Here is a 12,081-nt window from a genome sequence, read left to right on the forward strand (position 1 = left end):
TCGTGGTCCTTTTCGGGCTTATAGGGGACGGCCTTGATTTCCCCGCCGACCCGAAAGAAGCGCTCCGGATTCTGGAACTGCTTCGTGTAGCGTTCCAGCTGCTCCTTGTTGAGGGAGCCGAAGTACGGCGTGCTGCAATCGCAGATGAAAAAGGGGCCGAAGATAATGTCCATCATCTCCCTGTCTTCTCCGTAGATGGCGCGGCAGGGCCGCATGCCGTTGTACTTGCCCTCGTCGTTGCAGACGATGCAGACCTGCTCTTCAAAGGGATAATAGGGCTCAATCAGCCCGCCGACCACCCTCTGCAAATCGGAAAGCTCCGTCCCGATCTCTGCCACTCTGGCAACCTTGCCCGGCTCACAGAGCACCACTTTGATTTTCTTCTCTTTCAGGGGCTCGGTCATATCCGGGTCAAAATCCACTTCCCGAAAGCCGATACTGTCGCAGAAATGGAAGGTGGATTTTTCCTCACCTACGACCTCAACCACATCCGAAACGGAAAGGGACCTGCCCCGGTATCCGTCCGGATGGTCAAGGTTGAACATCTGGTACACCTCCTCCAGTGTGCCGCAGTCCACCTTGCCCTCGAACACCTTGTCGTAGACCTCGCTGCGAAGCGCGGCAGAGCCCTGAAAGCGCTCCAGATTTTCGTAGTTCAAGAAGGCCACATTGTTCTCGTCCCGGTCCGGGTTGATCTGATAAATTGCAATGTTCATGTGCGTTCCCGCTCCTTTCTTTCTCTCATAAGTCCTACACGGATTTTCAGCTCGTCATTCACATCTTTCCCACGGGAGGGCGGCTCGTCATAGACCTGATACCTTCCTTGCAGTCCGCCAACAATTCCTTTCACAGCGCCTCGACCGACGGCATCGTTATCCAGATGCAGATGGATTTTGCGGACGGATGGGTGCTCGTCAAGAAATCTGCTCAAGGCCACCGGCACAACATTCTCTCGTTTAGTCTGAAACACACCGGCTAAAGACAAATAGGTTTCACTTTTCCAGTCGCGCCCGGCCAGCAGCGTCAAGGTTGCAAAGCTCAGCAGGTCAATGGCGGATTCAAATACATGAATGTGCTCCGCATTCGGCTTTCCCTCCAAGAAAAAAGAGAAGTGCTTATCGCTGCCGGTCAGTTCCCCTTTGTAGCTGCTGACAGTGCTGCGCAGAGCGCCATATCTCGCTTTGCCGTCCTTGTCGTACCCTACGAACATCGCATTGTGGTAATCTGCAGACTCAAAGAGCAACTTGTTATCCAGGCAATAACGGATAATAACCGGGTGAATTCCTCGGCCTTGCAGGTATTTCTCCACGCGGTCCGTTGTTTCGGACAGCTCCGGCATCAGCAGTTCCGTGTGTTTTCGTTCCTTCTGGCGATAGAAAACGGGAGGCTTTTCTGCCTCCCGTCCGAGAATGATCTCTGCTGCCTGCGTGAAAGGGATGCCCTTCACCTTGATGAGATAGTCCAGCGCCGATCTGCCGCCAATGCCCTGTGAGAACCAGCACCACTTGCCATTGCTGATTCGCAGGGAGTCGTGCTCTCTGGTGCAGTAAGTGTTTCCGGATACATGGACGAGCTCTTGGGGTTCATAATTGCGGAGGTAAGTCAAAAGATCCATTTCCTTGGCCTTGGCAACATCCTCCGCAGCAATATAGCTCATAGGGCATCACCTCGCTTCACGCCGGTCTCTCAGGAAATCGGCCCGGATGACCGCATTGGCTCGGCACTCGATGGTGTCACGGATGTTGTCCATGTGGTCGGTCTCCCGCTTTTCGAAGTCCTTGAACACATCCGCAAGGGGACTGGGCGACTTCAGGAGTGCCTTGCACTGCTTATTGGATAGGTCGTATTCCTCCAGTGCCAGCACGATGTCCTCCCGTACCGTGTACTCGTAGCAGTGGTTCAGGATTTCATTGGGCGGCTGGGAAAGCAGCCACTCCTGATACTTCTCCTGTTCTGCGAACACCTTCTTATATAAAGCGGTGTTCAGTTCTTCGTTTGTCATTTTGCTTTCCTCCTATTATGTTTTATGAACAACACGCTTGAATTTCAGCGGACTGTTTTCGATATATTCCGTGATCAGGCGTGATTGTGCTTTGGTTTCCGGGTATGCAGTTATGGAGATGGTTTTCTTGCTCCAGTCCAAGGTATAGGTATCGGCAGCCACATTTGTTATGTGATGGGTGGCCAGAAAGTCCCGGAAATTTTGCATAGCTCTGAGATTGTCCGACATGATCACATTTACATAGGTTCTGTCCTTTGACAACTTCTCGCTGAACAGGCAGGCCAGTGCACAGCCCACGCCGCCAGCAAGAGAGACGATGAGAATCGCCCAATTGTTGTCACCTGAAACAATTCTCTTTGTCAGCCAGAAATAGATAAAGTCGGACAGTACCACCGCAATCCCGGCAAGTAGCCACCGACTTCTTTGAATCAGTATTGTCTTTGTTGTGCTGAGTGCATTGTCAAGCACCTTTGCAATGAATAGTGCACCATAGTAGATTAGGCTTCCCATATCATAAAATCACCCCTTCAATAGAAAAAGCCGCCTGATTTCTCTTGGAAACCATGCGGCTGCGTAAAGATTATTTGGTTTTGGGTCGAAATCAGATCATCCACACGGAGACAATGTATGTATCAAATACCCGCTCAAAGAGCGTCGGGATTTTCTTCATGATACCTTGCATCTCCTTCTATAATCTCATCCAGTGTTCTCGGCGTATAGTCCATATACGGCATCATGCAACCGACATTGATGAAGTTCCCGTTCGGTGTGCCGTAACCGGTAGCGTTTGCCTTTACCTCACGCCGGAGCTTTGCGATATACTCGTATTCAATCGTCTGATGGACATGACCGTAGAGCATGAACGCAGTTGGGGCAAAACCTGCACGGAAGAATGGGATTGGATAATGACACATCACAACATGCTTGCCGCTGTCCTTGATTTCCTTCAAATCCGTGATTTCCTGAAACATGCGCCTTGTGGCGGCGCTGAATTGCTTGGGATCGTGATTGCCCCGTATCAGCACCTTATTGCCAGCAAGTGAACCGACAATGGATGGCCACTCACTTTCCTTTGCCCAGATGAAATCGCCAAGGATGTATACTGTGTCATCGCTGCGTACTCTGGCGTTCCAATTCTCTATGAGCTTGTTATTCATCTCATTGACATCCGCAAAGGGGCGGTTATCAAACCGCAGAATATTTTCATGCCCGATATGCAGATCGGAAATATAAAAGTTTGCCAAACGCGCTCCTCCTCATTTCATCACCTTGATAATCAACTCGTTCACATCCTCTGTTGGCTTTCCGGCAGAAAGTAGCTTGTTGCGAAAAGCAAGAAGCGCTTCCCGCAACAGCCGCGCCTCGTCAGGGGACAGCTCAACAATTCGTTTCTCAGCTTTACGGCGAAGCATTTGCAGCACCTCCATTCCTTTCTGCCCCCATTGTATCCGCAAATGCGCATCATGGCAAATGTGCGAATGAAAATCTTCTGAAAAGCGAATACGGCAGCCTGTTGAAAGGCTGCCGTGGATCGACAAACAGGAAGTTAACGATTTCTTTTTCCTGTATTTTCTGTCCCTCGGATTTCCTCATGATAGAAATAATCCACGATCACCGGATGTCCCTGCGGGACTCTTCCATAAGGCATTTCATTATCCGCAAAGGGACAATCATACTTCTTAGCCATTTCCTCAGCTTTTACTTCAAGTGCTTCAAAGTAGCTGCGGTTATGCTTGTTATAGATCTCATCGTAAAGCGGTACAAGGTCAGGATATTTTCCGGCGATATACTCCATGATCGTCTTTTTGAAGCCGCCCCGAAGATTGAGGTTTTCGAGCCAGAACAGATCGCACTGATCCTTTACCCGCTCAAAGATGGCTTCAAAGTCCGTGATCCCAGGGAATACCGGAGATACGAAACAGACTGTACGGATACCTGCATCATATACTTGCTTCATAGCAGCGATGCGCCGCTCAATGCTCGAAGCAGAGTCCATATCGTTCTTGAAATTTTCATCCAGTGTGTTGATCGACCATGAAACGGTCACTCGTCCAAGCTTCTTCAGCAGATCAATATCCCTTACCACAAGATCAGACTTTGTGCAGATCAGAATATCTGCGTCACTGCCGATCAGCTGCTCCAGAAGTTTTCTGGTATTCCCGAATTGCTCCTCCTGTGGATTGTAGCCATCCGTCACAGAACCAATGACCACCCGCTGTCCGGAATATTTCTTCGGATTTTTAATTTCCGGCCAATGCTTCACATCAAGGAAAGTACCCCATTCCTCCGTGTGTCCGGTAAAGCGCTTCATAAAAGAAGCATAGCAATACTTGCAGGCATGTGTACAGCCTACATAGGGATTGACCGAGTAACCACCTACCGGCAGACTGGACTTGGTCATGATGTTCTTTGTTTCCACCTCACGAATGAGGATTCCGTCGATTACTTCTGCCATGATCTCTGTACCTCTAACACTTTATTAAATTCTTCCGGCATTTCTTGAATCATATTTTCATCCCCTATGATAGGGACAAGGTCTTCCTTCATAAACACCGGAATGCCGAGTGCGTGTGCCTGATCCGTCAGAGACCATGCCCACTCTGGCTCCGTATGAACCTTCCTGCTCTGAACCCCGGTCATAGTGCCGACAACAATCCAGTTGATTCCGGAAAGGTCAACTGTACCGGGATCGTCGAATAACGGTTCAAAGGTAACATGGTAATGCTTTGCTCTGATGTTTTTCCGAAGGGCGTCGATACGCCACAGTTCGGCTTTCCTCGTCACCGTAACGCCAAACCATGCGTTTTCCAGATCGGTATCAAAATCCAGCAGATCGGGGCGCTTGGTAAGGAACAGGAACTGATGCTGTGGATTTTCACGGATCTTTGCAAATACCTCGCCTCTCCATTCCGGCTTCCATCCGGAGAGATCGCTCATGCCGGTAAGAAGAAAGTTCTGCGGACGTTTCTTTTCCATCATCCTGAGCTTGCCCGGAAAGAACTCAGGATCAGCAAAGTCATCGATCATATGCCAGCGTTTCACGTTGTTGCGGGCATAGCAATATGTACACCCCACTGTGCAGCCGATGACGAGATTCATGTTCTGAATCTGATCTTTGATACAAATACTCATGACTTCTGCCACTCCTCAAGATTCTTTCTGATGCGGTTGAGGCATTCCTCAAACCGGGTAATTTCTTCCTCTGAAAAACCCTTGTAGTAAATGCTGCCCATCTCATCAGATACAGAATCGTACTCGCCCTTTAAGGCATGTGCTTTCTCAGTCAGAAACAGGAGTGTTTTCCTTTTGTCCGTTTCAGACTGAACACGGCTTATCAGTCCTTGATTTTCCATTCTTTCCAGCATCGTCGTAAGAGATGTTATCGCTAATCCGCATTTGACCGAGAGTGACCTGATCGAGATTCCATCCTCCTGCCACAGCACATAAAGAATACGCCCCTGGGCTCCATTAAACGCATCGATATTTTTTTCGCTGAGAATCTTCTCAAAAATCCGGTCACCAAGCTGTTTTATTTTGGTGACAAGAAATCCACCATTTGTTTTCATGCAAAAGCTCCTATATAGTAGTTTGTAAAATCATACTATATAGGAGCTTTATTGTCAAGAGCTTGTATGATTGAATAGAGGTAAATTCCGATTTGTCAGCCTCATTCTATCGCATACTCGGTACATTTCCCGGCTTGCGTATCACAGCGGTAATGCAGGTATTCCACATTGCCGCTGTGATTTTCTTTTTAGCGTTCTCTGTCTGCGGATGATTTTTGCGGCTCCTCCTCGCCACGCTCACCGTCCACGATCTCGTTCTCTCTTTTGTCGAGATTGAGCATCGCATTCAGTTCATTTAGCCGTGCCGATTTGGTTTTCAGTTCTTCCTCCTGGGGGAATGGCTTCTGTACCTCGGCCTTTGCGTTTTCAAGCTGAACCCGTGTATTCTCCAGCTGCTCGGCACACGCCGCCATTCGTTCCTCAAAAGCGCCGAGGGTGTTATCCAGTCGCTGAATGTTGCCGAAGATGTCCGTTCCCAGCGTGACCGTATGCCGCAGCTGATGAATCAGCGTGATCTTATATTCCCGGCTGAAGGTATCGAAGGACAGCTCCATGTCAAAGCCACGGTACTGACCGATGGAAATCGGCTCTGGGCTTGTCATGGACTTGCAAAGGCCGAGGATGGCATCACCGGCGGCCTTCTTTTCTCTTACCGTGCCACCCGGCATAATCATGGGAGAGAAACCGTCCTCGTTGGGCTCGGTATTTCTTTTTCGCTGGTCAATATCCGCCTGATAGCCCTCAATGCGCTGCTCCAACGACCGAATTCTCTGGGGGAACTCCTTCAGGATTTGATCCTCCAGAGCATAGCGCTGGCTCAGATGGTTGGCCTTGAGCAGCTTCAGGCGAGAAACATCAATATCTAAATCCATCTTCTCCTTGATGTGGGGATTGCCGGCGCACAGCGCCTTGATTTCCGCATAGCTCAGGGCGGTTTCGTCAATGTCCTCCGCAGAGCGCACCGGGGATTTGCTGGTCATGATCTGCCCAATGAACTTCTGCTTGGATTCCACCAACTGATACAGGTAGCTGTCGAAGGTGTTCTCCGTGACATAGGTGTAAATATCGACCTCCTTGTTTTCGTTGCCCTGGCGGATGATTCGTCCTTCCCGCTGCTGCAGGTCAGACGGTCGCCACGGACAATCCAAATGATGAAGTGCCGCAAGCTTCGTCTGCACATTGGTACCGGCTCCCATTTTCTGCGTGGAGCCGATGAGCACACGCACTTGACCGGAGCGCACCTTGCCAAACAGCTCTTTCTTTTGCGCCTCAGAGTTTGCCGTGTGGATATAGGCGATTTCCTCTGCCGGAACGCCCTTGGCAATCAGCTTGTTCCGGAGATCATCGTACACATTGAACTTGCCGTCGCCGTGGGGCGTAGACAGGTCGCAGAATACCATCTGTGTCGATTTCCGGTCGGCGGTGCGCTGCCAGATGTCAAAAACATTCTCCGCACACGCACCCACCTTGCTTGTCTCGCTGTCGGGGAGCATATCGTTCATGAGCCGCTGATCCAAGGCGAGCTTTCTGCCGTCATTGGTGATGAGGAGCATGTTATCCACGCTGGAATCCACCATCTTATTGCGGACACGCTCGGCTCGTTCTGAAAGAGAGGCCACCATTTCCTTTTGCGTTTCCGATGGCTTCAAAACAACGCTGTGGTAATGGGCCTCCGGCACAGGGAGCTTGAGCATATCCGCCGTTTGAATATCTGCGGTCTCCTTGAACATTGCCATGAGCTCCGGCAGATTGTAGAACTTGGCAAACCTCGTTTTGGCGCGGTAGCCCGTGCCCTCCGGGGAGAGCTCGATAGCCGTCACCGTCTCGCCGAAGGTGGAGGCCCAGGCATCGAAGTGGAGAAGGTCATTCCTGCGCAGCGCTCCGTACTGGAGATACTTCTGCATGGTGTACATCTCGACCATGCTGTTGGAGATGGGTGTGCCGGTGGCAAACACAACGCCTCTGCCGCCGCTCAACTCGTCCAGATACCGGCACTTCATATACAGGTCGCTGGACTTCATGGCCTCGGTTTGGCTGATGTTGCCCACATTCCGCATTTTTGTAAATGCGGCGAGGTTTTTATAGTAATGCGCCTCATCGATGAAGATACGGTCAACGCCCAACTCCTCAAAGGTCACAACATCATCCTTGCGGGACTGATCGTTGAGCTTGTCCAGCTTCTGCTTGACCGTTTTCTTGGTTCGCTCCAGCTGCTTGATGGAGAAATTATCCCCACGGTTTTTCTTCAATTCAGAAATGCCGTCCAGCACTTCATCCAGCTGTTGCTGCAGGATGGCACGCTGTCGTTCCAGGGACATGGGGATCTTTTCAAATTGGCTGTGCCCAATGATGACCGCATCGTAGTCGCCGGTGGCAATGCGCCCGCAGAACTTCTTGCGGTTCTTGGTCTCGAAGTCTTTCTTGGTGGCGACAAGAATATTGGCGGAGGGATAGAGCTGGAGGTATTCGCTCGCCCATTGCTCCGTCAGGTGATTGGGAACCACGAACAGGCTTTTCTGGCACAAGCCCAGCCGTTTGCTCTCTTGGGCCGCCGCTACCATCTCGAAGGTCTTCCCAGCCCCAACTACATGCGCAAGCAGGGTGTTGCCGCCGTAGAGGATATGGGCAATGGCGTTGACTTGATGCGGCCTCAGCGTGATCTCCGGATTGATTCCCACGAAATTCAGGTGGCTGCCGTCATACTCACGGGGGCGAATGCTGTTGAACTTCTCGTTATACAGCTTGGTTAGCTGCTCCCGGCGTTCCGGATCGCTCCATATCCAGTCTGCAAAGGCCTGCTTAATAAGCTCCTGCTTGCCCTGTGCGATGGCGGTTTCTTTCTTATTGAGCACAGCCGTTTTCCTGCCGTTTTCGTCCTCGATGTAGTCGAAGATTCTTACATCGCGGAGGTTCAGGGTTTCCTCCATAATCTTATAACCGTTGACTCTACCGGTACCGTAGGTATTGTGAGCTTTCACATTGCTGCGGTCGTAGGATTTTCCCTCCACATTCCATTCACCGGTGTACTGCGCGTAGTGAACATGGATGTTCCACTGGCAGTAGCGAGGGGTGCTGAAAAGCTCAAACATAAACTGCTCCACAATTTCCGGAGGCAGCCATGTTGCGCCCAACCTTACGGAAATCTCACTTGCCGTCAGGTCAACCGGCTGCACCGCCTCAAGAGCACGGACATTCTCTCCGTAATCCTCGGGGTAGAGCTCCGCACTCTGCTTTGCCCAACGGAGCTTTTCACGGACATTGCCGGAGAGATATTCATCGGCAGGGAGATACTTCGGCTTGCCGTCCTCTTCGCTTATGTGCATGGGGTTGAGGAAAATAACACCCTTCAAATCCTCAAACAGCTCCTGCTCGGTTTTACCGGTAAGCTGCGACATATATGGCATGTCGATTCTTGCTTTTTCCGCAAGGGACAGAGCATAGGCCTCGGAAGCCGTGTCAACCGACTGCACCGTTACCTTCTGCTTGATGGTTCGTTTGGAGAACATATCTGCCTTGCGGAGGAAGTTGCCCTCATCATCCAGCACCTCCAGCGAGGCAAGTAGACAGTAGGAGCTGTCGGAATTGAAAGCCGAATTGTTGGCTCTTGCGCTGATAAGCCCATATTTTTTGCTGAAATCATCATAGAGGCGATTGAGTTTTTCCTGCTCTGCCTTGATATCGGCATCGGGATAGTCCTCCGTCTGATACTCGATCAGCGTCCGGACGCAGTCTCGGATGGCAATCATGCCCTTGATACGGCTTTCGGCAGTTGCGGAAACATCCACGGGGTTCATGCGGCTGTTTTCCCGGTAATAGATTTTGCCGTCCACCACCGTGAAGCTGAAATTGCGCACATCAGGGTCAGCAGGGATAGAAAGGTCCTCATCCTCCGCTTCAAGATAGTCGATTTCAAATTCGGTAATCTCGGCATGAATGTTCTGGATGGCATCCCGCAAGAGGTCCCCAAGCTCTGCATTTTCATAAGCAATACAGGCGGACTCCATGCCGTGAGGCCCGCTGACCATCTGCATGTCGCCCAACACCATTTCAGGGTTGTCCACAAAATAGGCGTTCATCCGGATGCCATTGGCGTCGGTGGCCAGATGCACCCAATCGGGCTCAATATCCACCAATCGGTCACGCTTTTGGAGGAAGATAATGTCCGATGTGACCTCTGTGCCGGCAGCGGCCTTGAAGGTATCATTCGGCAGCCGGATAGCGCCGAGGAGGTCCGCTCTCTGCGCGATATACTTTCGGACATTGGGGTTTTCCTTATCCAGCGTACCCTTTGAGGTGATGAAAGCAATCACGCCGCCGGGTCTTACCTTATCCAAAGTGCGAGCGAAGAAATAGTCGTGAATGAGAAAGTTGTGCTTGTCGTAGCGCTTGTCGGGCACCTTGAACTGCCCGAAGGGGACATTACCGATTGCAGCGTCAAAGAAGCTGTCGGGAAGGTTTGTATTCTCAAAGCCCTGCACCGCGATGCTGTTTTTCTGATAAAGCTGCTGCGCAATTCGCCCGGAAATACTGTCCAGCTCCACGCCGTAGAATTTTGCGTCATTCATGCTTTCGGGAACAAGCCCCATAAAGTTGCCGATGCCGCAGGAGGGCTCCAGCACATTGCCGGTCTGAAAGTGCATGTTCTCCAGGGCACTGTACACCGCCTTGATCACCACGGGCGGCGTATAGAAGGCCGTCAGCGTAGATTCTCTTGCCGACGCATATTCCTCATCGGAAAGCACATTCTTCAGCTCGGTATAATGGGGATTGTCCTCCTTGAAGAACTCGGATAGACCGCCCCAGCCCACATAGTCGGCAAGCACACGCTGCTCGGTGGGTGTCGCCAATCGGCTTTCCGCATCCAGCTTGTTCAGGAGCTGAATGGCACGGATATTGTGATAGAACCGTTCCAGCGGCGTGCCAACGCCGATATCATCGCTCTCGATTTGGAAGTTGGTTCGGTACTCGGTGTTGATTTCCGGGTGCAGCACATGAGGCGCGATCTTGGAAGGCCTTTTCACTTGTAGAGGCGGGGCGAGCGCTTCTTCCTGGTCATCCAGCAAGGCCTCCGCATTGGGGTAGGTCACGACCTCGCCGTCTTTGACGGTGCTGATGGGCAGAGCATCCAATTCTTCGTCCGTTAGGCTCTCAATTTCGGAATCGTCTTCTGCCAAATCTTCCGTTCCTCTGAATACCCGTGTGCCGTCCGCACCAAACTCCGCCTCATATCGGTCAGTCTCTCGCGCTGCTTCCCGGTCTGCCTCTAAAGACAGAATATCCTCGTGAATCTTCAGGAGGTTTTCCGGCGTGAACTCGATATAATCGCAGTCCATCTCATAGTCATTTTCAGCTTCCATGAAGAACGGAGTATTGATGTCCGCAAGGAACTGATCCGACATTTCTTCAAGGTCATTTCGGAAGTCGGCGGCGTTTTCCGGATGGCTGGCAATGTCATACTGCTCGACAAGCTCTTCAAAAACGGAGAAATCAAGGTCACCGGAAACATACTGTCCGCCTGCATCTGCATCGGGATTGAAGTAAATCCAGTGAACCTTGTTGCTGCCGGTGTCAAGGGATATTCTCGCCTTCGTATTGTCTGCAACAGGGGGTTCTTCCACGGCTTGCAGCAGCTTGTCATTCAGCGGATTTTCTTTGAGCCGGTTATCGAACTCCTCACGAGACAGCTCTTTGTTAAACAGCGGGAACTGTGTATCAAAGAGGACGACCTTCTTCTCGTCAAAAGACAGCAGCTCGTATTCCTGCGTGCCGATATAGACCGTATCACCGAGATGATAGCGGTATTCCTTCTGGGGCTCCGGCGGAGGGTTCAGCTCATCGAAGGTCGGCTCAAGCGGCTTTGCCACATCACTGTTCAACGCTTCCAGCATGGCTTCGCATCTTGCGGTCAGGTGGGTGTTGTCCGCAATGATCGAATTCATTGCCTCGCGCATCATGGGGAGGATGAAGTCACCCTCCGCAGTCCTGGCGTGCATTTTCTTATCGCCCACGCTGAACGCACTCCAACAGCTCGACAAATAATACAGATTCAGCGCTTTGCTTTCCTCGCCAAGCTGCGCGACAAAGTCATTGTAATCATAGACAATCGACCGGAACTCATCAGAGATTTCACCTCGTTTCCTCCGAGCTTCTGCCTGCTCCCGGTAGGCAGGATAGTTGTCCTTTTCTGCTTGGCTCAGATAGCGGTCGGTGCGAATCAGCTCCCCGATCCGCTTCTCGACCTTGTTCCACCGCAAAAGCAGTTCCGCATCGGGCCGAGAGATTCTGCCTCTGCTGATTTTGATTCCCTTGGCGTCGTGGCTTTCATCGAGATTTCTGCCGGAAACGGCAGGATACGCGCCGCCGATGCCGTATTCGTTTTTCAAAAAGGCGATATTGTTCTCAGAAGAATCCTGTTTGAGAAACTGCTCATAGATGCGGAATTTGCCCTGATGGATGCCGCTGCCCCGTGTCAGAATGGCGTCGATGTCCTCCTGAGAAATAGAAAAAGCGGAG

9 protein-coding genes and 1 pseudogene are annotated in these 12,081 nt (G+C 51.3%); all 10 read right to left on the reverse strand.

Annotated features, from left to right (window positions below; translation table 11 throughout):
- Positions 1-716: DUF3846 domain-containing protein (locus IAG03_RS10925; protein WP_249320067.1), on the reverse strand; the 716-nt coding region annotated here is incomplete at its 3' end.
- Positions 713-1,657, reverse strand: coding sequence for a DUF3991 and TOPRIM domain-containing protein (locus IAG03_RS10930; protein WP_249320068.1), 945 nt, complete (start codon positions 1,655-1,657; stop codon positions 713-715). The genes IAG03_RS10930 and IAG03_RS10925, both read right to left, overlap by 4 nt.
- A gap of 39 nt (positions 1,658-1,696) precedes the next feature.
- Positions 1,697-2,002: pseudogene (locus tag IAG03_RS10935) on the reverse strand (DUF3848 domain-containing protein); the annotation flags it as partial.
- Positions 2,003-2,017: 15 nt separating this feature from the next.
- Positions 2,018-2,512, reverse strand: a complete 495-nt coding sequence (locus IAG03_RS10940) for a hypothetical protein (protein ID WP_249320069.1) — start codon at positions 2,510-2,512, stop codon at positions 2,018-2,020.
- A gap of 134 nt (positions 2,513-2,646) precedes the next feature.
- Positions 2,647-3,246, reverse strand: coding sequence for a metallophosphoesterase family protein (locus tag IAG03_RS10945; protein WP_249320070.1), 600 nt, complete (start codon positions 3,244-3,246; stop codon positions 2,647-2,649).
- A gap of 12 nt (positions 3,247-3,258) precedes the next feature.
- Positions 3,259-3,429: a hypothetical protein gene (locus IAG03_RS10950; protein ID WP_178845313.1), complete on the reverse strand. Its 171-nt coding sequence runs from the start codon at positions 3,427-3,429 to the stop codon at positions 3,259-3,261.
- 119 nt (positions 3,430-3,548) lie between these two features.
- Positions 3,549-4,457: a radical SAM mobile pair protein B gene (locus IAG03_RS10955; protein ID WP_249320071.1), complete on the reverse strand. Its 909-nt coding sequence runs from the start codon at positions 4,455-4,457 to the stop codon at positions 3,549-3,551.
- A complete protein-coding gene (locus IAG03_RS10960) occupies positions 4,445-5,134 on the reverse strand; it encodes a radical SAM mobile pair protein A (protein ID WP_249320072.1) in 690 nt (229 codons plus the stop codon). Before IAG03_RS10960 ends, IAG03_RS10955 begins: the two co-directional genes overlap by 13 nt.
- Positions 5,131-5,568: a radical SAM mobile pair system MarR family transcriptional regulator gene (locus IAG03_RS10965; protein ID WP_249320073.1), complete on the reverse strand. Its 438-nt coding sequence runs from the start codon at positions 5,566-5,568 to the stop codon at positions 5,131-5,133. The genes IAG03_RS10960 and IAG03_RS10965 overlap by 4 nt, the downstream gene beginning before the upstream one ends.
- A gap of 188 nt (positions 5,569-5,756) precedes the next feature.
- Positions 5,757-11,561 carry a DEAD/DEAH box helicase family protein gene (locus IAG03_RS10970; protein WP_346726137.1) on the reverse strand — a complete coding sequence of 1,935 codons (5,805 nt, stop codon included), beginning with the start codon at positions 11,559-11,561 and terminating at the stop codon, positions 5,757-5,759.
- Positions 11,562-12,081: the final 520 nt, after the last annotated feature.

The organism is Yeguia hominis (genome assembly GCF_014384705.1).
GTDB lineage: Bacteria > Bacillota > Clostridia > Oscillospirales > Acutalibacteraceae > Yeguia > Yeguia hominis.

Bases quoted from the DNA above. Each gene is read 5' to 3' on its own strand.
- IAG03_RS10965 (WP_249320073.1), bottom strand. From the start codon at position 5,568: ATGAAAACAAATGGTGGATTTCTTGTCACCAAAATAAAACAGCTTGGT.
- IAG03_RS10930 (WP_249320068.1), bottom strand. From the start codon at position 1,657: ATGAGCTATATTGCTGCGGAGGATGTTGCCAAGGCCAAGGAAATGGAT.
- IAG03_RS10955 (WP_249320071.1), bottom strand. From the start codon at position 4,457: ATGGCAGAAGTAATCGACGGAATCCTCATTCGTGAGGTGGAAACAAAG.
- IAG03_RS10970 (WP_346726137.1), bottom strand. From the start codon at position 11,561: ATGCACGCCAGGACTGCGGAGGGTGACTTCATCCTCCCCATGATGCGC.
- IAG03_RS10940 (WP_249320069.1), bottom strand. From the start codon at position 2,512: ATGGGAAGCCTAATCTACTATGGTGCACTATTCATTGCAAAGGTGCTT.
- IAG03_RS10960 (WP_249320072.1), bottom strand. From the start codon at position 5,134: ATGAGTATTTGTATCAAAGATCAGATTCAGAACATGAATCTCGTCATC.
- IAG03_RS10950 (WP_178845313.1), bottom strand. From the start codon at position 3,429: ATGGAGGTGCTGCAAATGCTTCGCCGTAAAGCTGAGAAACGAATTGTT.